The sequence below is a fragment of the Thauera propionica genome, assembly GCF_002245655.1.
Classification (GTDB): domain Bacteria; phylum Pseudomonadota; class Gammaproteobacteria; order Burkholderiales; family Rhodocyclaceae; genus Thauera; species Thauera propionica.
This window is the reverse complement of record NZ_NOIH01000019.1, coordinates 15,454-35,339: the sequence shown is the minus strand read 5'-3', so window position 1 is coordinate 35,339 and position 19,886 is coordinate 15,454. Positions and strand designations below refer to the sequence as shown.

Genomic DNA, 19,886 nt, shown 5'->3' with positions numbered 1-19,886 from the left:
CGCGCGACGAGCTGTCGGAAGTGGCAGCGCAGTTCAACGTGATGGCCGACGAGGTCGCCTCGCTGATCCGGGAGATCCAGCAGGGGGCGAGCCAGGTGGGCAGTTCGGCGACCGAGCTGTCGGCCTCGGCGCGGCGGGTTTCGGACGGTTCGGATGCGCAAAGCCAGGCGGCCTCGGACGTGGCGGTGGCGGTGGAAGAGATGACCGTGGGCGTCGAGGAGATCTCGCGCCATGCCGGCACGGCCCAGCAACTGGCCGAAGCGTCGGGGCGACTGTCGGATGAAGGTGGGCTGGTGATGCGCAAGTCGGTCGAGGAGATGGAGCGCATCGCGCAGGCGGTGGATCAGTCCAGCGACGCGATCCGCGAACTGGGCGAGAAGTCGCGCGAGATCACGACGATCGTCGGCTCGATTCGCGAGATTGCCGACCAGACGAACCTGCTGGCGCTGAACGCGGCGATCGAGGCGGCGCGCGCGGGCGAGTCGGGTCGCGGTTTTGCGGTGGTAGCCGACGAGGTGAGAAAGCTGGCCGAGCGCACGACGCGGGCGACGCAGGAGATCGCGGGCATGGTGCAGGCGATCCAGGACGGGACGGGCCGGGCGGTCGACACGATGCAGCAGGGCGTGCAGCGGGTGCGCGACGGGGTGGCGTTGAGCAACCAGGCGGGCGAGTCGATGGCGCAGATCAACGACGGGGCGCAGCAGGTGCTGGCGGCGGTGCGGGAGATTTCGCTGGCGCTCAACGAACAGAGCATGGCGAGCAACGAGATCGCGCAGAACGTGGAGCGCATTGCGACGATGGCCAGCGACAACAGCGTGGCGGTGCACCAGACGACGGCGACGGCCGGCATGCTGGAGAGCCTGGCGACGACCCTGCGCCAGCAGGTGGGGCGCTTCCAGGTGTGAGGGGGCAGCGTCCGCTTCGGACGCGAGACGGGATAGACACGGGCCTGCGGGCCCGTGTCGCGTTTACGGGCCGCGGCTCGCCGGACCGCGAAGTCCGTCACGCTTATGGGTGGATTAGGCGGGCTTTCCCGAAAGGCTTGATACGGGTCATTAAGTTGCGGCGACGCGTGCCGATAATCCGGATCATCAAGAATCGGATCCGGTTCGCGCCGGCACATCGAAATGAAAACCCTTTTCCTCCCCGCCATCCGTCTGCTGGACCGTCTCAACTATCCGCTCAAGTTCGCCTTGATCCTGCTCGTGTGCGGCCTGTCGGCCGCAGCTTTGCTGGCGCAGATCTTCGTCAGCCTGCGCGAGGACATGACGGTGGCCGAGCGCGAGATTGCCGGCCTGACGCTCTTCGACGCGGGCTTCGGCGTCGTTCTGCTGACGCAGCAGCACCGCGGGCTGAACGCGGGCGTGCTGGGCGGCAGCAAGGAGATGATCCCGCGGCGCGAAGCCAAGGCCGCCGAAATCGAAGGCGCCATCGCGAAGCTGGATGCCGCGATCGCAGCGGAGCCGATGTGGCAGCCGCTGCAGGCCGACTGGCAGGCAACGCGCGGCGAGCTGCAGCGCATTCTGGCGGGTGCGACGCAGATGACGGCGCCGCAGAGCTTCAAGGCCCACACGGAAACGATTGCGCGTCTGCTGCGCTGGATCGGCGATCTGGGTGGCGTGTCGGGTTTGTCGCAGGATCCGGATTCGGCGACCTCCAACCTGATCGGACCGCTGCTGACCTCGCTGCCCGAGCTGAGTGAGCGCCTAGGCCAGTTGCGGGCGCGTGGCACCAACATCATCGCCCGGCGGGAAGTGCTGCGCGCCGACGAGCACGGCGTCGTCGCCCTGCTGGCCGAGATCGCGCGCACCGAGGCCACGCTGCTCGAGAGCCTGGAGCGCGCGGGCAAGGCCAACGCCGGCATCGCCGGGGCGCTGGAGCGTTCGCGCACCGAGATTGCCGCCGCGGTGGCGAGCGTGCGTCAGGCGGTCACGCGCGACATCCTCGAGCAGCAGTTCACGCTGGCGCCGCCGGCCTATTTCGACCTCACCACGCAGGCCATCAGTACGGCGGTGCGCAACTTCGACGAAGTGCTGCGCCCGCAGACCGGGCAGCTGCTGCAGCAACGGCTCGATGAGCTGTCGGAGCGGCTGCGCTTCCAGATCGTGCTGTCGGCGGTGGCGATGCTGGTGGCGGGCTACCTCTTCACTGCGGTGTATCTGGCGATTGTGCGCTCGGTGCGCGAGCTGTCGGCCGGGGCCAAGCGCTACGCGGCGGGGGACTACCGCACGCGTGTCGAATTTTCGGCGCGCGACGAGCTGTCGGAAGTGGCAGCGCAGTTCAACGTGATGGCCGACGAGGTCGCCTCGCTGATCCGGGAGATCCAGCAGGGGGCGAGCCAGGTGGGCAGTTCGGCGACCGAGCTGTCGGCCTCGGCGCGGCGGGTTTCGGACGGTTCGGATGCGCAAAGCCAGGCGGCCTCGGACGTGGCGGTGGCGGTGGAAGAGATGACCGTGGGCGTCGAGGAGATCTCGCGCCATGCCGGCACGGCCCAGCAGCTGGCCGAAGCGTCGGGGCGTCTGTCGGATGAAGGCGGCCTGGTGATGCGCAAGTCGGTCGAGGAGATGGAGCGCATCGCGCAGGCGGTGGATCAGTCCAGCGACGCGATCCGCGAACTGGGCGAGAAGTCGCGCGAGATCACGGCGATCGTCGGCTCGATCCGCGAGATTGCCGACCAGACGAACCTGCTGGCGCTGAACGCGGCGATCGAGGCGGCGCGCGCGGGTGAGTCGGGTCGCGGTTTTGCGGTGGTGGCCGACGAGGTGAGAAAGCTGGCCGAGCGCACGACGCGGGCGACGCAGGAGATCGCGGGCATGGTGCAGGCGATCCAGGACGGGACGGGCCGGGCGGTCGACACGATGCAGCAGGGCGTGCAGCGGGTGCGCGACGGGGTGGCGCTGAGCAACCAGGCGGGCGAGTCGATGGCGCAGATCAACGACGGAGCGCAGCAGGTGCTGGCGGCGGTGCGGGAGATTTCGCTGGCGCTCAACGAACAGAGCATGGCGAGCAACGAGATCGCGCAGAACGTGGAGCGCATTGCGACGATGGCCAGCGACAACAGCGTGGCGGTGCACCAGACGACGGCGACGGCCGGCATGCTGGAGAGCCTGGCGACGACCCTGCGCCAGCAGGTGGGGCGCTTCCAGGTGTGAGGCTGCAGCGTCCGCTTCGGACGCGAGACGGGATAGACACGGGCCTGCGGGCCCGTGTCGCGTTTACGGCTGCCGACCTTTTGCCTGCCGCTTGCGCCACTGACGGATCAGCCAGACGCGCCAGGTCCATTTGACTGCGACATAGCCGCTCACTGAGAGCAGGGCGGCCAGCAGTACCAGCCCGAGCGCGAGTGGTTTGCCGAGGCTCGCCATCCAGTCGGTGAGCGCAGGAATCCAGTTGGCGAAGGCAAGGCCTTCGAGGTCCGGGGGCGCCGTGAACTCGGCTTCGCCATCACCCAGTGCCAGCTTGCCGAGGCCGAAGGCGAGGACATACAGAGGGACGATGGTCAGCGGATTGCTGTACAGGGTTGTGATCAGCGCCAGCGGCAGATTTACCCGGAAGAGCACGCAAAAGACGGCCGCGCCGAGCATCTGCAGTGGCCCGGGGATAAGGCCGCAGAACAGACCGACTGCCACCGCGCCCGCCGCCGAATGGCGGTTGAGGTGCCACAGGCGCGGATGAAGCAGCGTTGAGGCGAACGGCCTCAGCCAGCGATTGTCGTGAATCGCGGCGTGATCGGGCAGGAAATTCTTGAGTCGTTTGCGCATGATCTCTGGTGGGCGAGAGTCTAGCAGCGGGCCAGCGGGGCAACGCAGGGTCGAAGGCGGCGAATGTGTCGCAGAAAGTGAATGCGACAGGTGTTGGTCGATGCTCCGGTTGTCTGCTGCGTATGCCAATGGCAACATTTCGACATGAGACTTTTCGCCGCAAGCTTTGTCGTGGGCGTCGTCGCACTGCAGATGCAGCCCGAACTGCCGGCGGCGGACGTGGTGCCCGCTTTTGTCGTGGTGGCCGCGCTGCTGTCGCTCGGCTACCTGCGGGCTGCGCGCCCGGTACCTTGGTCATGGCGTCTGGCGCAACGCGGCCTAGTCTGCGCGGCCGCTTGTGTGCTCGGCTTCTCCTGGGCCGCGGTTCGCGCAGACTGGCGCCTGGCCGATGCGCTGAGGGGCGAGCTCGAAAGTCTCGATATGGTGATTGACGGGCGGGTGGCGGATCTGCCCCAGCTGCTGGACGACGGCGTGCGTTTTCGTTTCGAGATTGCGTCGCCGCCCGAGGGCGTGCCGCGCCACGTGCTGCTGTCGTGGTATCGCCCCCGCGGTAGTGCGGCGCCGCCGCCGGTCGTGCAGGCCGGCGAGGCGTGGCGCTTTGCGGTGCGTCTGAAGCGTCCGCACGGTCAAGCCAATCCCGGTGGGTTCGACTACGAGGCCTGGCTGCTGGAGCGGGGTGTCCGCGCCACCGGGTATGTGCGTGGGTCTGCGGAGCGACTGGATGAGGTGCCTGGGTCGGCCATGCAGTGGGTTCACCGGCTCAGGGGCGGCCTGCGGGAGCGCTATGCCAACGTGCTCGGTGACCGAGCCTATGCCGGGATGCTGGTCGCACTGGCGATCGGCGAGCAGCGTGGCATCCCGCCGGCACAGTGGGAGGTGTTCCGTCGCACAGGTGTCGGCCACCTGGTCGCCATCTCCGGATTGCATGTGACGTTGGTAGCGGCGGCTGCGGGTGCCATCGTCGGCTGGGCCTGGCGCCGCCAGCCGACGATGGTGTTGCGGTGGCCCGTACGCAAGGCTCAGGCGCTTGCCGCGCTGGTAGCCGCGGCTGCCTATGCTTTGCTGGCAGGCCTGGGCATTCCGGTGCAGCGCGCGTTGATCATGCTGTTCGTGGTCGTCGCCGCGCTGTTGTGCGGTCGACGGCCAGCGCCGTCGCGCGTGCTGGCGGCGGCGCTGCTGTGCGTGCTGACCTTCGATCCGTGGGCCTGCCTGTCTGCGGGCTTCTGGTTGTCCTTCGGCGCCGTGGGGGTGATCCTGATGCTGATCACCGGTCGGCCCGCGCGGGGGCCGCGGTGGAGGGCCGCGCTGCGCGTCCAGATGGGTATCAGCCTGGCGCTGCTGCCCTTGCTGGTGCTGATGTTCAATGCATTTCCGCTGCTGTCGCCGCTAGCCAATGCGGTTGCGATCCCGATCGTCAGCTTCGTCGTGGCGCCGCTGGTGCTGCTTGCCGCGCTGCTGCCGCTTGAGCTTCCATTGCATCTGGCGCATGGTGTGACGGCCCTGATGATGGTCTGGGTGGAGTGGCTGTCTGCGTTGGATATGGCGCTGTGGCGTCAGTCGACACCGCCCTTGTGGCTGGCGCTGGCTGCGGTGCTTGGGATGGCGGTGTTGCTGCTGCCGCGGGGCACGCCGGGGCGGCCGGCGGCGGCGGTGCTGGTTGCCGCCCTTCTGGCCTGGCAGGGCGCGCGTCCGGAAGATGGCGCGTTCAGGGTGACAGTGCTCGATGTCGGTCAGGGGCTTGCTGTGCACGTACAGACATCCGGCCACGATCTGCTGTTCGATGCCGGTCCGCCCTATGGCGCGAACGCCGACGCCGGCAGCCGCGTGGTGTTGCCCTATCTCGAGGCGTCCGGTGTGATCCGGCTGCACTCTGTGGTGCTTTCCCACGGTGACCAGGATCATGTCGGCGGGGCAGAGAGCGTCGGCCACGGCATCGCGGTTGAGCGCTGGCTGGTCGGCGGTGGACTCTCCGAAGCCTTGCCTGTGACAGGCGTGGATGGCGCCCGCGTGGCCGCTTGTGTTACAGGGGCAGGCTGGGAATGGGATGGGGTTCGCTTCGAGGTTCTGCACCCGCTGCGGCAACCGCAGCAGGCCGCGCCGCGGGAGGACAACGACGGTTCCTGCGTGCTCAGGGTCAGCAACGCTGCAGGGAGCCTGCTGCTCACCGGTGACATCGGTGCCGCGGCTGAGCGTGACATCGTGGCGCGCTCGCGTGGAGGGGAGTTGACGGCCGATGTCGTGGTCAGCAGCCATCATGGCAGCCGCTCCTCGTCATCGGACGCGTTCGTCGCAGCGACCTTGCCCGAGGCGGTGATCCATTCTGCCGGCCACCGCAATGCGTTCGGCCACCCGCATCCCGAAGTCTGGGCACGCTGGGCACAGGCCGGGGCGCGCAACTGGCGGACGGACAGCCAGGGGGCGGTCCAGGCGCTGTTTCCGCCCGGGCAGAACAGCCGCATCGAACTGAGCGCGCATCGCATGGTGGAACCCCGCTACTGGCACGGGCGCTGAGTGCTTGGCCGGGGGCCGGCACGCGCCGGTGCTAGACTCGGGCCCGTCGCCATTAATCACACACCGCTGCCATGTCCCTGTCTTCCGATCCGAACACTGCCGTTCCGTCGTCTCATCGAATGCAACGCCCGGGGCACGGGGTACGCGAACGACACGTCCAGTGCATTGGACCCCATGGCCTGCATCGCATGGCCTACACGGAGTGGGGGGCGCCGGACAACCCCCGCGTCGTGGTCTGTGTCCATGGGCTGACGCGCAACGGGCGCGATTTCGACGATCTCGCCCAGGCGCTGGCCGACGATTTCCGCGTCGTGTGTCCGGACGTGGTGGGTCGCGGGCGCAGCGACTGGCTGGCGGTCAAGACCGACTATGGTTTCCCGCTCTATGTGGCGGACATGATCACGCTCATCGCGCGGCTCAACGTCGAGCAGGTCAGCTGGGTCGGCACCTCGATGGGCGGCATCATCGGCATGCTCGTCGCCAGCCAGCCGCATACGCCGATATCGCGGCTGGTGCTCAACGACGTCGGCCCGGTGATCACCGCAGTGTCGCTGCAGCGCATCGCTCAGTACGTGGGGACGGCGCCGCGGTTTCCGACGATGGAGGTGGCCGAGGCCTATATCCGCATGGTGAGCGCGCCCTTCGGTCCGCTGACGGATGCCCAGTGGCGCCATCTCACCGAGTTCTCGGTGCGTCCGGTGGGTGGTCCCGGCGGCGGCTTTGCGATGGTGTATGACCCGGGCCTGGGTGAGGTCTTCCGCGCGGCGCCGGTGAATGAGGATATCGACCTGTGGCCGGTCTACGAACGCGTTGCCTGTCCGACGCTGGCTCTGCGTGGCGCCGAGTCCGACCTGCTTGAGCGCTCGACCTTTCTCGCCATGGCCGAGCAGGGGCCACGAGCGCGGACGGTCGAGTTCGCCGGCGTCGGGCATGCGCCGATGCTGATGGATCCCGAGCAGATCGCCGTCGTCCGCGACTTCCTGATGGAGGGCTGAGTCCCGGGCTTACCAGCCGGGGTTCAGTCGTTTCGCTTCGGCAATCTCGGCGCGGATTGCGCGGTAGTGCTCGAAGCGCCGCGGATGGATGCGACCGTCGGCCAGTGCCGCCAGCAGCGCACAACCGGGCTCGGCTTCGTGCCGGCAGTCGCGGAAGCGGCACCGGCCAAGCAGCGGGCGAAATTCGATGAAGGACTCGGCGAGGTCGTCGGGTGTGAGGTGCGCCAGACCGAAGACCTGCAGGCCGGGGCTGTCGATCAGCCAGCCGTGGGCGTTGTCGGGTGCAGTTCCGTCCAGCGCGTAGAGGCGGGCGAAGGTCGTGGTGTGCTTGCCCGAATCCAGCGCTTCGGAGATCTCACGCGTTGCCGCGTTCGCCTCCGGGATCAGCGCGTTGGTGAGCGTCGATTTGCCCATGCCGGACTGCCCCACGAGGATGGCGTGAAGCCCCGCCAGCCGCTTCAACAGCCCCTCGGCACCGTGCAGGGCCGACACTTCGATGACCTCGTAACCGAGTGCGCGAAAGGGCGCGAGCTGCGCGCGTGCGGCCTCGAGGCGTTCACCCAGGTCGGCCTTGTTCAGCACGATCAGCGGCGTGATGTCCTGGCTTTCGGCAGCGACGATGCAGCGTGATACGAGCAGGTCCGAGAAGCCGGGCTCGGTCGCGACAACGATGAGGATATGGCTGAGGTTCGCGGCGATCAGCTTTTCGCGGAAAGCGTCCGAACGCCACAACAGGTTGCGGCGCGGGCGCAGGGTTTCGATGACGCCTTGGCCGTCGCCGCCGGGAAGGACCGCGACCTGGTCGCCGCAGGCGAAGCTGCTTTTCTTGCCGCGCGGGTAGCTCTGCAGGCGGCCCGCCGGCGTTGCGACTTCGTAATGGCGACCGAAGGCTGCGACGATCACGCCCTCGATCGCGTTACCCCCCTTGTTACTGCGCTGGTTTCGTTGGCTCACTGAAACTTGTAGTAGTGCGTGTTGAGATAGCCCGCGAGGTGATGCTCGTCTTCGGGGAAAAGGTCGAGGTTGAGCATCGTGGTACAGGCGGTGAGCTGCTGTGCAAGTCCGCTCGGCGTCGTGACGCGACGGTCGAAGCGGGTGTATATCTCCGAACCGTCCTCACCGCCGAAGCGCTTGGCGTGGCATTCGACGCATTGTGCGGCATGCGTCTGCTTGGCCACGGCGAGGTCGGCGCCCGGGAAGGGATCGGCAGCGGCGGGCGCGGCTACGCCCACGACCAGTGCGACGGCGGCGACGCGGATCGCCTGCAGGGCAGGGTTGCTCAGGGTCTTCATCTTCTCGTCTCCTCCAGTGGGGCTCAGGGCTGCAGGGATTGCAGGCGGGCGACGCGCAAGGCAGCAGGCGGGTGTGAATCGAAGAAACGCGAGTACAAGGGGTCGGGCGTCAGCGTCGAGGCATTGTCGCGGTACAGCTTGACCAGCGCGGCGACAAGATCGGCTGCGCGCGTCTGCTGCGCGGCATAGGCATCGGCTTCGAACTCGTGCACCCGCGACCAGTAGCTAAGGACCGGGGCGAGCGGGAATGTGAAGGCCGGCAACACCAGGAAGAACAGCGCCAGCGCGGTCGCGGTGTCGGTGGCCGCGCTGCCCAGGCCGCTGAAGAACCAAGGCTGTTCGATCAGCCAGCCCAGCAGGGCGAGCAGGGCCAGGCTGGCGGGGGCGAGGACGGCCAGGCGCTTAAGGATGTGGCGGTGGCGGAAGTGCCCCAGTTCGTGCGCCAGCACCGCCTCGACCTCGTCGGCGTTGAGCTTGTCGAGCAGGGTGTCGAAGAACACGATGCGTTTCGATCCACCGAAGCCGGTGAAGTAGGCATTGCCGTGGGCCGAGCGGCGCGAGCCGTCCATGACGAACAGGCCCTTGGACTGGAAGCCGCAGCGCGCCAGTAGGCCTTCGACGCGCGCCTTCAGTGCCTCGTCGGCGAGCGGGGTGAAGCGGTTGAACAGCGGCGCGATGAAGGTCGGCCAGATCAGCATCACCAGCAGGTTGAACGACAGCCAGAAGGCCCATACCCACAGCCACCACAGGCTGCCCATCGCGGCGGTCAGCCACAGCAGAACCGCCAGCAAAGGCAGGCCGATTGCCGCGGCCAGTGCCGCCTCGCGCGCTGTGTCGGCCGCGAACAGGCGCGGCGTCATGCGGTTGAAACCGAAGCGTTTTTCGATGACGAAGGTCTTGATCAGCACGAACGGCAGATCGATGAACCAGCCGAGTACGCCAAGCGTCGCCAGCAGGGCCACGCCGTGGGCGATGCCGCCCGGTGCGAACGCCGCGGACCAGGCGTCATGGATCGCCTGCAGTCCGCCGCCCAGCGTGAGCAGCAGCACGAACAGCGCACTCACCGCGATCTCGGACATCGCCAGGCGCATGCGCGCCGCGGTGTAGTCGGCTGCGCGTTGATGCGAGGCGAGGGTGATCGATTCGGCGAAGGCCTGCGGCACTTGCTCGCGGCGCGCCAGCACATGGCGGATCTGGCGTCGCATGAGGCTGGTCTTGACGACCAGGCTCAACAGCAGCAGCGTGACGAAGAGGGCGGCGAAGCCGCTGGCAGCGGAGGAAACAGGGTCGGCAGGCATGGTGCGGTCGTGGGGTCGAGCGTTTCAGGCAGGCCCGGGCCGACAGGCGACGGGCGGTTCGGGCGCCGGCTCCGGTCTGCGCCGAATGCCAACACGTTCTGTGACACAATCGCGCCCTCGAATGTTTCGCATGAATACGTCAGAAAGGCGCACGGATTATGGCACAGGACCCGAACACCCTGATATGGCTGGACATGGAGATGACCGGCCTCGAACCCGATCGCGATCGCATCATCGAGATCGCCATCGTGCTGACCAATGAGAAGCTGGAGACCATCGCCGAGGCGCCGGTCATCACCGTGCATCAGCCCGACGAAGTGCTCGATGCGATGGACGACTGGAACAAGAACACGCATGGCAAGTCCGGCCTCATCGACCGCGTGCGCGCGTCGACCGTATCGGAGGCCGAGGCCGAGGCCCAGATGCTCGCCTTCCTGAAGGAGTGGGTGCCCGCGCGTACCTCGCCGATGTGCGGCAATTCGGTGTGCCAGGACCGCCGTTTCCTCGCGCGCTGGATGCCGCAGTTCGAGGCCTGGTTCCACTACCGCAACCTGGACGTCTCGACGCTGAAGGAACTCGCCAAGCGCTGGCGGCCCGAGGTGTACGCCGGCGTGAAGAAGTCGGGTGCGCACACGGCGCTGGCCGACATCCAGGAGTCGATCTCCGAACTGCGCCACTACCGCGACAACTTCCTGCGTCTGGAATGAGGTATCAGGACCCTTCGCGCCGCAGCAGCGTGAAGGTCTCGGCGCGGCGGCCGGCGCCGCGGCGGAATTCCCACACGGGTTTCCATTCCGGCGCGAGCCGCATCATGGGCCTGCGGTCGTTCAAGACCAGCAGCAGCGGGCAGGGCGTGCTGTCGCCGACGATGCGTACGGTCCTGATGCCGGCAAAGTAATCCAGCGAGCTCTTCACGTGCTCGGGCAGGCCGGTGCTGGCGATGCAGGCGCCGGGCGCGCTGCTGCGTTCCCCCGCGACGGCGATTTCCAGCGATCGCACGGTCTCGCGGTAACTGCGGCCGTTGTCGAACCAGGGCATCAGCAGCACGACCGCCAGGCACCACAGCATGGTCAGGCCGATGGCCCAGTTTGCCGGCGCCCGCGAGGTCGAGCGCGGCAACCGGGAGACGAGTGCGATCCATAGCAGCGTGATCGCGGCGCCGAGTGCGAGTTGCAGGCCCGGCTGGTGCAGCACGAAGTCGGGCGCGTTGCGTTCCACGTGACGTGCCAGTCCCGGAGGCCAGCCCACGGCCTGGGCCGACCACGCCAGCCAGACGAGGATGCCGAACACCGCCAGGCTCATCAGCGAGAACCAGTCAAGGGCGTTGGCGGCGCCGCGGCGCAGCGTGGGTACGCCAGCGGCAGCCAGCAGCGCCATTGCTGGAATCAGCGGCAGGATGTTGGCCTGGGACAGGTCGCCCCGGATGACGAAATGGCTCAGCACGAGAACCGCGCTGAGCAGCGGCAGCAGCCAGCGCAACTGGCCGATGGTGCGTCGTGCGCGCCACAGGCTCCACAGCACGATGGGCCACAGGGGCCAGGTGAACCAGCCCAGCAGTTCGAGGCCGCGTACGACTTCGCCGCCCGACAGCCCTGGGCCGCTCAGGCGTGCCCATTCGTCGCGCAGCCAGAGGCCCAGTTGCTCGGGCTGGTTCAGGTGAACGGCGAGCGGCCACAAGGCCGCCAGCGTCAGTGCGAGGCACAGTCCCAGCAGCAGCGCGCCACTGGCGCGCGGGGTGCGGCAGTCGGCGCTGAGCATCATCACCAGCGGGAAGAGCGGCGCGGTGGCGAGCAGGGCACCAATGCCGCCGGCGAGGAATGCCAGGGCCGTGCCGAAAGCGGCAAGCACGCTGCCGGCGACCGGCTGCTGCGGCACCAGCGCCAGCCCGCGCAGCGTCATCGCCAGCATGGCCAGCACTGCGAGCAGGGGCTGGATCTCGTGGGCGTGCAGCACGAGCCCGAGCCCACCCATCGTCAGCAGTGCGGCGGGGGTCCGGGAAGGACGGCCATACAGTGCTTCGGCGGTGCGGGCCGAGAAATACACGCCAAGGGCAACGAATACCGCGCTGGCCAGCCGGGCGCCGTCGTGCAGTGCGAGGAAGCCGCTTCCGGCCCAGGCCAGCAGGGCGCCCACCCAGTAGTAGAGCGGCGGGTAGTCGACGAGGGGCTCGCCGGCCAGCATCGGAAAGAGCCAGCCCTCGCCGCGCAGCATGCTCAGGATCGGACCCAGGTAGCGCGCGTCATCGCCGCGCCAGGGGTCGTGGCCGACAAGGCCGACAAGCAGGTAAAGGGCCACCAGCACCGCGATGCCGACGGTGCCGTAGATGCGGCGCTGCAGCAGGGAGGGGGTTTCGGGTTCTCGAATCATTCGCGCATTGTGGGGCGGAGCGTTGATCGAGGCAAAGCCCCGGACGGTGGGATGGGGCGCCGGCGGAGGGCTGGAGACGAAAGGAACATGAAGGCAGACATGAAAAAAGGCAGCCGCAGCTGCCTTTTTCGCAGTGCGCCCGCTGGCGGGCGCATATCCAGTGCCGCGGCCGGGATCAGCTGGCGCGCTGGACGTTGCCGTACTTCTGACGGAAGCGCTCGACGCGACCGGCGGTATCGACGATCTTCTGCTTGCCGGTGTAGAACGGGTGGCATGCGGAGCACACTTCGACGTGGTACTGGGGCTTGCCGAGGGTGGAGCGGGTGACGAAGGTGTTGCCGCAGGAGCAGGTCACATTCACGTCGTTGTATTTCGGATGGGTGTCCGCTTTCATGGTCGATTCCTGATTCAAGCGGGCGGCGGTTGTGACCGCCCTGATTGGTAAAGAGGCGAGATTATCCTCCGGCACACGTGGGCTGGCAAGCGGAAATCCGCTTTTTGCGCGGGACTGCATTAGAATTGCGATCCCTTTCGCGACCCCTGCCCGGGGCGCGTTCGTCCCATCGTGTCATAGGAAGTCCCGGCTTGCGCCTCCTGCTCGCCCCCATGGAAGGCCTGCTCGACGACGTCTTGCGCGCCGCGCTGACCGCGTCCGGCGGCTACGACTATGCGGTCACTGAGTTCGCGCGCGTCTCCGGCACCCTGCTGCCCGAGCGCTTCTTCCGCCGCCTTTCCCCGGAACTGCAGTGCGGCAGTCGAACGGTGGGCGGTACCCCGGTCCGTGTGCAGTTGCTGGGCTCGGACCCTGTCTGCATGGGAGAGAATGCCGCGCGGCTGGCAGCGCTGGCGCCCGCTGGCATCGACCTGAATTTCGGCTGCCCGGCGCCGACGGTGAATCGTCATCGTGGTGGCGCGGCCCTGCTGGATGAGCCGGAGCTGCTCCATCACATCGCTGCGGCGGTGCGACGAGCCGTCCCGCAGCAGATTCCGCTGACTGCGAAGATGCGGCTCGGTATCAATGACCCCGGGCGGGCCATCGAATGTGCGCAGGCGCTCGTCGATGGTGGCGCCGGCGGATTGGTGGTGCATGCAAGGACCAAGGCCGACGGTTACCGGCCGCCGGCGCACTGGGAGTGGGTTGCGCGCATCGATGAAGCGGTCGTGGTGCCGGTGGTGGCCAACGGCGAAGTGTGGTCGGCAGCCGACTGGCAGCGTTGCCGGGCGGTGTCGGGCGTCGCCGACGTGATGCTGGGACGCGGCGCCGTCGCCGATCCCTTTCTGGCCGCGCGCATCCGTGCGGGTCGGTTCGACACACCCGATGCCGGCGAGCGGGTACGCGAGTGGGCAGCCCTGTTGTCTCTGCTGGGGGATTTTCGTGACCGGGTGCTGCGCAAGGTCGAGCCCCGGCATGCGCCCGGCCGCATCAAGCAATGGCTGCATTTGCTGGCGCGAAACTACGTGCAGGCGCAGCAACTGTTCGCGGCGATCCGCCCGCTGCGCACCTTTTCTGAAGTCGAGCGCATGCTGGAGCTGCATGGCGTGCCGGCGTCGGCAGCCCGCGCCTTGGCGCCGGCCAGGGTGGCGCCCTTGCTCGAAGCTGCCTGAAACTGCTCGCCGCAACGCACTGGATTCATCATGAGCTACGCCAATTCCCGTATTCCCCAGAGCGCGCAATCCGGCGTGCACGAGCGCCTCGACGCACTCGTGCGCAAGCACCTGGCCGAGCCCTTCCGCAAGCCGGTCGCGCCCTACAACCGCGAGGCCTTCGACGCGGCCCTCGCGGGCTGGGACCGCGCGGCGCCGCTGATCCTGGACGCAGGCTGCGGCGTGGGTCACAGCACGATCCAGATCGCACGCGCCCATCCCGACCACTGGGTGATCGGTGTCGATCAGTCGCAGGATCGGCTGGAGCGCAAGAAGCCGTACCCGGATGCGCTGATGCCGCGCAACCTGGTGTTCGTGCGTGCGGATCTGGTCGACTTCTGGCGCCTGATCGACGAGGTCGGCCTGCGGCTTGCCCGGCACTACATCCTGTATCCGAATCCCTGGCCCAAGATCGGCCATCTGGCGCGGCGCTGGCATGCCCACCCCGTGTTCCCCTTCATCCCGCGACTGGGCGGCGTGCTGGAATGCCGCAGCAACTGGGATGTCTACATGCACGAGATGGCCACCGCGCTGTCGATCGTCCTCGGGCGCGACGTGCCTTGGGGCGCGTTCGAGGCTGAGGTTCCGCTGACGCCGTTCGAACGCAAGTACCGCGATTCGGGGCAGACCCTGTACCGGCTCACGCTTGACCTCGACGCCGTGCGCCCTGCGGTGGACGTGCGCGATATTTGACTTGCCGATCACGGTGGCTTGGGCCACCCTTCGTCCCATTTCCGGAGAACTGCCATGACCGAGACCACGCCCCCGCAAGACAATCCCCATCTGATGAGCGATCACGACTTCGAGGCGCTCGAAGAGGTGCTGACCTCGGACATCGTGCCCGAGGACTGCATGGATCTCGAGATGCTCGACGGCTTTCTCGCCGGTGTGCTCATTTCGCCGCGGCCGATCGCGGTCGAACGCTGGTTGCCCAACGTGTGGTCGGCCCATGGAGAAGAAGCGAGCTTTGGCGGCGGCAGTGGGCTGCAGCGCGCGATTCGCCTGGTCAAGGCCTACCATAACGAGATGGTGACCACCCTCGGCCTGGACGACGAAGAGGAAGCCTGCTGGGAGCCCTTCTGCTTCGCGATTGCCGAGGGCGACCCGCTGAAGATCGGCGAGGAGTGGCTGGACGGTTTCGCCCAGGGCCTGGATCTGTGGCCCGAAGGCTGGGAAGAGGGACTCGACGCCGAGGCGCTCGAGGCCGTGCGCGAGACGCTCGACGAGGTGCTGGCGCCGTGGGCCGAGGAATCCGCTGCCGAGGCCGACGACGAGACGCGCCTCGGCTGGCTGGGGGCGCTGGGCGAAGCGGTCAATGACATCTACGCGCACTGGCGCGACATGGGGCTGCCTGCGCCGCAGGTGCTGCAGGCCGACGCCCCGGTCGCGCCCGCTGCCGCAGGCCCCGGGCGCAACGATCCATGCCCCTGCGGCAGTGGCAAGAAATACAAGAAGTGCTGCGGCGCGTTGAGCTGAGGCTGGACCGCAGGTTCCGATGAGGCGCAGGGTCGCGGTGCCGTTCGCACCGAAGCCCTGCGCCCCGCACCGGGCAGGCGCGCTTCGTGCGCAGTCCGGTGACGGTCGGGCGACTGCAATTTCTATTGCGGAAATATTGCCCGCAAAGTGTTGATCGATATACGTTTTCTGCCTCTTGCAGGCGCCGGGCGAATCGCTAGAATGCGCGCCGAACCCGGTCCTGCAACCTGCTTCAGAAAGCGTCCATGGAAGACCCGAATCCCTGCATCAGCTGTGGCATCTGCTGCACGCATTTCCGCATCTCGTTCTACTGGGCTGAGGCCGACGATGCGCCCGGGGGATTCGTACCGGCGGACATGACCGACAAACTCAGCCATACGATGCGCTGCATGAAGGGCAGCAACTCGGTGCCGCGGCGCTGCTCCGCGCTGTCGGGCACGGTGGGTGAGCAGGTGGCGTGCACCATCTACGAGAACCGCCCGACGCCCTGTCGAGAATTTCCCGTCTATTTGGACGACGGCACGCCCAACCCCAAGTGCGACGAACTGCGCGCGACGATCGGCTTGCCGCCGCTGCCGCATTCGCCCCTGCCTAATGCGCCGCTGCCGCGTGCCGCCTGAGCCTGATCCGTCTCAGCGCGGATAGCCGACGGCGCGCAGCACGGAGAGCGGGCCTTCGGTGCGCACCCGCTCGATCTGTTCCCGGCTGCGCACGAAGAGCGAACCCGCATAGCCCAACGCGTTGACCGAGACGTCCTGCCATTTCTCGAACTGGCGCGGAACGACCAGAAGCCACTGGCGGCTTGCCAGCAGGTTGTAGGGGGGCATGGGATCGGCGCCGGACGGCAGTGCGAGGGCTCGGCAAGCGGTCTCGAAGGCGTGCTGCAGCTTTTCGCCCGCGCCGTGAGCGTCGCACCAGTCGACATCCGCGAGGCTCATGAAGGCGTGCTGCCAGGGCAATTCGGCCTTGGTCTGTGCTTCCCCGGTGCGCTGGATGTCCAGCCCGCGACTGAATGACGCAAACCCGTCGTCGGCGCGCAGGGACGCTTCGGGCACCCACTGCAGGTGCTTGTGCGGCTGGCTGGCGCCCGCGACGCTGCCGCCGTTGTAGAAGCCGAGCCCGCCCTGTGCACCGATTACGGTGGCCAGCGCGCGAAAGTCGTCCGGCGTGAGGGGAGCTGTCTGCGCCTCGAATGCCCGAGTCACGATCAACAGGTGGTGGTCGATCACCGGAAACTTGTTGAGCACGACGAGGTGGCGGCTGCCGAGGTGGGCCACCGTCAGCGCGGGCTCGGGCGGCAGGAAAGGGTTGAATTCGGGCCGTTTGCGCGTCACGGTGTCCACGCGTGCACGGTCCTTGAGCGCAAGCGACGACACCCAGCGCACCGAGAAGCTGAATCCGCGTTCGGCGAGGGTCGTGCTCTCGGTCGCAATCGGCTGCAGCGCACCGGTGGCCAGGGCATTGCGGATGGTCTTCTCGGAGAGGTCGAGCAGGGCGTTGCTGCGGCAGTCGAGCGGGGCGGTGGCGGAGAAGCTGGTCATGGGCAAGCGGCACGGGCGACAATGCCCGGATTCTGACATGGTCACGCCCGTACGCATCGCATGCGGGAGGTGTCCGAACCCTTTGCGGAGCGTTTCATGAGCATTTCCTTTGCCGTTCGCGGCGATCACATCCAGCTCGATCAACTGCTCAAGGCCATCGGGTTGGTGGGCTCGGGCGGTGCCGCGCACGCGATGGTCGAGGCGGGCGAGGTGCGCGTCGACGGCCAGGTCGAAAGCCGCAAGCGCGCCAAGCTGCGGCCGGGTCAGCGCGTGCAGTTCGGCGGCGAGGAAATCGTGCTGGTTGCCGGGGACGGTGCGTGAAGGCTTGCTCGCGCGGTCACGCCGCGCGGGTCTTCACGGCAGGATCGGTTTCAGCGAGCGCCGGCCGCGGCGCGCCAGGCGAAGCCAGATCCAGCCGCCCGGAAGATCCTCGCCGGTGATCAGGTAGGCGAGCGTGTGCTCGTTTCCGATGCCCAGGCCGAGATCGCTGCGCGCGCGCCGGGTGCCGGCGAGCAGGAGTTCGTCGCCCGGCCGGAGCGACGTGTTGCCCGCGGGCATCAGCAGGTGATCGTCGTCGTCGCGGTCCAGGTACAGCACTTCGCAGTCGAGGGGCACCGTACGGTCGGTTGGCGAGCGCAGCAGCATGTCGAGCGTCACGGTCTCGCCACGCATCAGGCGCCGGTAAAGGGCAGGGGCGCCCTTCAGGTTGATGCGCTCGCTCCAGATCTCCGGCACCGTCCAGCCCAGCCGGGCCGTCAGGCGCTCGAGCTGTGTGCTGCACCAGCTTTCATCGCGCATGCGCACTTCGCGCAGGAAAGGGACGAGGAGCGGCGTGCCGAGGATGGCGAGACATTCGTGGGCGATGATCTCGCTCGGCAGCACCGTGATGTCCGACTCGAAGGCGTCGAACAGCGCCTGGTTGGCATACTGGTTCTGACGCAGGATCACGAACAGTTCGGGGTTCAGCTCCCGCGCCGTCACTGCGATCGAGAGGTTGTCCACGTCCGAGCTGGTGCCGGCGACGATGCCGGTGGCCTGCATTATGTCCGCTTCCTTGAGCGCGTTGGCGCCGGTGCCGTCGCCCTGTACCCAGCGGTGGGTACTGTCCGGGCGCAGCTCGCGGTCGATGATCGTGACGGGCAGGGCTTCGGCGTCCATCGCATCCACCATCCAGCGCCCGAAACGCCCGTGGCCGCAGACGATCCAGTGGCCGCGTGGGGGATCGCGCCGGCGCTCGACGGTGCTGCCGGGCAGGCCGGTCAGCCAGTCGAGCAGCTGCGATGCGGCAGGTGCATGCAGCGCGAGGGCGAGCGTTTCGCCGAAGCGCTCGAAGGGGTTGATGATGTGGCGCGTGCCGAAGGACGCCATGTTGGCGGAGGTCTCGCGATGCTCGGCCCTGCATAGCGCCGGCAGCTTCGGCGCCAGCAGACGCGCGGCGATGGCGATGGCGAGGTTGGTGGCGTCCTCGTTGGTCAGCGCGATGACGCCGGCACAGTGAGGGTGGGTCAGGCCGGCGTACTTGAGTGTTTCGGGGCTGGAAGCGTCGGCGCACAGGGCCGGGACATCGGCGGAGAAACTGTGCAGCTCGATCTCGCCGACCTTGGTCTCATCGATCTCGATCACCACCGAGCGCAGCCCCATGCGGTCGAGCGCACTGCAGATCAGGCGGCCGGTTTCGCCGTAACCGCAGACCAGGTAGAAGGGCTCGCGCAGCCGGCGCACGGCACGCACGAAGCGTTGCATGGCGATGGCCTGCTGCAGGCTGCGGTCCGACAGCAGGCTGAACACCGAGCCAAGGGTATAGGCCCAGCCCACGACGGAGAGGTAGATGCTGACGATGACCCACAGCCGCTGCTGGTCCGAGAAGCTGTGCGGGATCTCGCCGAAGCCGATCGTGGTGGCGGTGTAGCTGATGAAGTAGAAGGCGTGGAAGAAGCTGAGGTAATGGACGTTGCCGTGCTCGTCGACCCCCGGGGCGAGCGTCAGCCCCAGCACCGACACCGCCATCAGCAGGATCAGCAGGATCAGCGGTGCACGCATGCGCCGCAGGATCATCAGAAAGATGCTGTGGTGGCGGGGCAGCGCTTGCACGATCGGGCCTTGTCGCGCGACAGCGGTCAGCGGCGCTGCATGATGGTTTCGGCGATCAGGATGATCACCGAGACGATGTTGGCGAAGAGGGCGCCGCCCGACAGCGAGACGACCTTGGACATCATCTCCGGGCTCAGTCCGCTCGCCGAGACGTGCGCTGCATATCCCCAAACCATGGCGGCAGCGAGCAGTTGCAGGTCCGCCACCAGGCTGGTGGAAAGATGGACGGCACCGATCTGCGTGCGGTCCCCGAACTTGAGCACCGTAGCGATGAGACTGACGACCAGGGCCGCGAACAGTTCGTAGACGTCGTGATGCGCCGGGTTGTCGATGTCGCCCACAAAGAAGCCGAAGTTGAGCGTGGCGGCGAGGACGATGAAGAAACCGAAGATGACTTTTTCGAGGTTCATGACGTGAGATATTCCTGACGTGCCTCGGATGGCCGACGGTGGGATTATGCGCGTGCCCGCATTACTTTGCGTCAGCCGTGGATGACGCCGTCGACGTAGTACCAGCGGCCATCTTCGTGCACGAAGCGACTGGTCTCGTGGAGGCGATGGGCGCGGCCGCCGACCCGGTAGCGGGCGACGAACTCGACTTCGGCCGTTGCCGGTTCCTCCGCGGCGAGAAGGCGATGGCGACGGATCTCGAGTCCGATCCACTTCGGGGCCGGCTCTTCGTCCAGATCAAGGGTCGTGGGCCGGGTGTCCGGATGCCAGGTTGCCAGCAGGTAGTCGCCGCGCTGCAGCGCAAAGGCGGTGTAGCGCGAGCGCATCAGCGCCTCAGCGTCCGCTGCGGGGGTGTTGCCCGCGATCACCGGGGCGCAGCAGTCCGAGAAGGCGCGGCCGGAGCCGCAGGGGCAGGGAGTGTCTCGTTTCATGGGGAAAGACGATGGAAGAGCTCGGATGGG

The 19,886-nt window shown here is 67.5% G+C and carries 20 protein-coding genes; 10 read left to right on the top strand and 10 right to left on the bottom strand.

The window, feature by feature from the left end; genetic code table 11:
* The coding region (locus CGK74_RS14910; protein WP_133091884.1) for a methyl-accepting chemotaxis protein at window positions 1-905 on the top strand (905 nt) is incomplete at its 5' end.
* Window positions 906-1,127: 222 nt separating this feature from the next.
* The gene (locus tag CGK74_RS14905) at window positions 1,128-3,152 is read left to right on the top strand and encodes a methyl-accepting chemotaxis protein (protein ID WP_094269235.1); all 2,025 of its coding nucleotides are present in this window, start codon (window positions 1,128-1,130) and stop codon (window positions 3,150-3,152) included.
* 63 nt (window positions 3,153-3,215) lie between these two features.
* Here CGK74_RS14905 and CGK74_RS14900 read toward each other — a convergent pair whose 3' ends face one another.
* Window positions 3,216-3,761: a DUF2062 domain-containing protein gene (locus CGK74_RS14900; protein ID WP_094269234.1), complete on the bottom strand. Its 546-nt coding sequence runs from the start codon at window positions 3,759-3,761 to the stop codon at window positions 3,216-3,218.
* Window positions 3,762-3,905: 144 nt separating this feature from the next.
* Between CGK74_RS14900 and CGK74_RS14895 the strand changes: the two genes are divergently transcribed.
* Together CGK74_RS14895 and CGK74_RS14890 are read left to right on the top strand one after the other, a co-directional pair.
* Window positions 3,906-6,272 carry a DNA internalization-related competence protein ComEC/Rec2 gene (locus CGK74_RS14895; RefSeq protein ID WP_094269233.1) on the top strand — a complete coding sequence of 789 codons (2,367 nt, stop codon included), beginning with the start codon at window positions 3,906-3,908 and terminating at the stop codon, window positions 6,270-6,272.
* Window positions 6,273-6,460: 188 nt separating this feature from the next.
* Complete coding sequence (locus tag CGK74_RS14890) at window positions 6,461-7,267, top strand: alpha/beta fold hydrolase (protein ID WP_277080518.1); 807 nt, start codon at window positions 6,461-6,463, stop codon at window positions 7,265-7,267.
* A 9-nt stretch (window positions 7,268-7,276) separates the two neighbouring features.
* Here CGK74_RS14890 and rsgA read toward each other — a convergent pair whose 3' ends face one another.
* The 3 genes from rsgA to CGK74_RS14875 are packed head-to-tail and all read right to left on the bottom strand — an operon-like array spanning window position 7,277 to window position 9,857.
* On the bottom strand, window positions 7,277-8,221 hold the full coding sequence (gene rsgA, locus CGK74_RS14885; protein ID WP_206186265.1) for a ribosome small subunit-dependent GTPase A: 945 nt from the start codon (window positions 8,219-8,221) through the stop codon (window positions 7,277-7,279).
* Window positions 8,218-8,559, bottom strand: coding sequence for a hypothetical protein (locus CGK74_RS14880; RefSeq protein WP_094269231.1), 342 nt, complete (start codon window positions 8,557-8,559; stop codon window positions 8,218-8,220). The genes rsgA and CGK74_RS14880 overlap by 4 nt, the downstream gene beginning before the upstream one ends.
* 23 nt (window positions 8,560-8,582) lie before the next feature.
* Window positions 8,583-9,857 carry a M48 family metallopeptidase gene (locus CGK74_RS14875; protein WP_094269230.1) on the bottom strand — a complete coding sequence of 425 codons (1,275 nt, stop codon included), beginning with the start codon at window positions 9,855-9,857 and terminating at the stop codon, window positions 8,583-8,585.
* Window positions 9,858-10,015: 158 nt separating this feature from the next.
* On the opposite strand from CGK74_RS14875, the gene orn reads away from it, so the two are divergent.
* Window positions 10,016-10,564: an oligoribonuclease gene (gene orn, locus CGK74_RS14870; RefSeq protein ID WP_094269229.1), complete on the top strand. Its 549-nt coding sequence runs from the start codon at window positions 10,016-10,018 to the stop codon at window positions 10,562-10,564.
* Between the two features lie 4 nt (window positions 10,565-10,568).
* Here orn and CGK74_RS14865 read toward each other — a convergent pair whose 3' ends face one another.
* Together CGK74_RS14865 and rpmE are read right to left on the bottom strand one after the other, a co-directional pair.
* A complete protein-coding gene (locus tag CGK74_RS14865; protein WP_094269228.1) occupies window positions 10,569-12,224 on the bottom strand; it encodes an ArnT family glycosyltransferase in 1,656 nt (551 codons plus the stop codon).
* 175 nt (window positions 12,225-12,399) lie between these two features.
* Entirely contained in the window at window positions 12,400-12,618 is a 219-nt protein-coding gene (gene rpmE / locus CGK74_RS14860) for a 50S ribosomal protein L31 (RefSeq protein WP_094269238.1), read from the bottom strand.
* Between the two features lie 191 nt (window positions 12,619-12,809).
* On the opposite strand from rpmE, the gene CGK74_RS14855 reads away from it, so the two are divergent.
* The 4 genes from CGK74_RS14855 to CGK74_RS14840 all read left to right on the top strand — a co-directional run bounded on the left by CGK74_RS14855 (window position 12,810) and on the right by CGK74_RS14840 (window position 15,964).
* Entirely contained in the window at window positions 12,810-13,829 is a 1,020-nt protein-coding gene (locus tag CGK74_RS14855; RefSeq protein ID WP_206186264.1) for a tRNA dihydrouridine synthase, read from the top strand.
* A gap of 30 nt (window positions 13,830-13,859) precedes the next feature.
* On the top strand, window positions 13,860-14,561 hold the full coding sequence (trmB, locus tag CGK74_RS14850; RefSeq protein WP_094269226.1) for a tRNA (guanine(46)-N(7))-methyltransferase TrmB: 702 nt from the start codon (window positions 13,860-13,862) through the stop codon (window positions 14,559-14,561).
* 54 nt (window positions 14,562-14,615) lie between these two features.
* Window positions 14,616-15,344 (top strand): YecA/YgfB family protein, encoded by a 729-nt coding sequence (locus CGK74_RS14845; RefSeq protein WP_094269225.1) that lies wholly within the window; start codon window positions 14,616-14,618, stop codon window positions 15,342-15,344.
* Between the two features lie 245 nt (window positions 15,345-15,589).
* Complete coding sequence (locus CGK74_RS14840) at window positions 15,590-15,964, top strand: YkgJ family cysteine cluster protein (protein WP_094269224.1); 375 nt, start codon at window positions 15,590-15,592, stop codon at window positions 15,962-15,964.
* A gap of 12 nt (window positions 15,965-15,976) precedes the next feature.
* Here CGK74_RS14840 and CGK74_RS14835 read toward each other — a convergent pair whose 3' ends face one another.
* Window positions 15,977-16,885 (bottom strand): ATP adenylyltransferase family protein, encoded by a 909-nt coding sequence (locus CGK74_RS14835; protein WP_094269223.1) that lies wholly within the window; start codon window positions 16,883-16,885, stop codon window positions 15,977-15,979.
* A gap of 96 nt (window positions 16,886-16,981) precedes the next feature.
* On the opposite strand from CGK74_RS14835, the gene CGK74_RS14830 reads away from it, so the two are divergent.
* Window positions 16,982-17,206, top strand: coding sequence for an RNA-binding S4 domain-containing protein (locus CGK74_RS14830; RefSeq protein WP_094269237.1), 225 nt, complete (start codon window positions 16,982-16,984; stop codon window positions 17,204-17,206).
* A gap of 33 nt (window positions 17,207-17,239) precedes the next feature.
* Here CGK74_RS14830 and CGK74_RS14825 read toward each other — a convergent pair whose 3' ends face one another.
* From CGK74_RS14825 to CGK74_RS14815, 3 genes are all read right to left on the bottom strand, one after another.
* Window positions 17,240-18,940 carry an NAD-binding protein gene (locus tag CGK74_RS14825; RefSeq protein ID WP_206186266.1) on the bottom strand — a complete coding sequence of 567 codons (1,701 nt, stop codon included), beginning with the start codon at window positions 18,938-18,940 and terminating at the stop codon, window positions 17,240-17,242.
* Window positions 18,941-19,002: 62 nt separating this feature from the next.
* A complete protein-coding gene (locus CGK74_RS14820; protein WP_094269221.1) occupies window positions 19,003-19,386 on the bottom strand; it encodes a DUF6394 family protein in 384 nt (127 codons plus the stop codon).
* A gap of 71 nt (window positions 19,387-19,457) precedes the next feature.
* Window positions 19,458-19,856: a YchJ family protein gene (locus CGK74_RS14815; RefSeq protein ID WP_094269220.1), complete on the bottom strand. Its 399-nt coding sequence runs from the start codon at window positions 19,854-19,856 to the stop codon at window positions 19,458-19,460.
* Window positions 19,857-19,886: the final 30 nt, after the last annotated feature.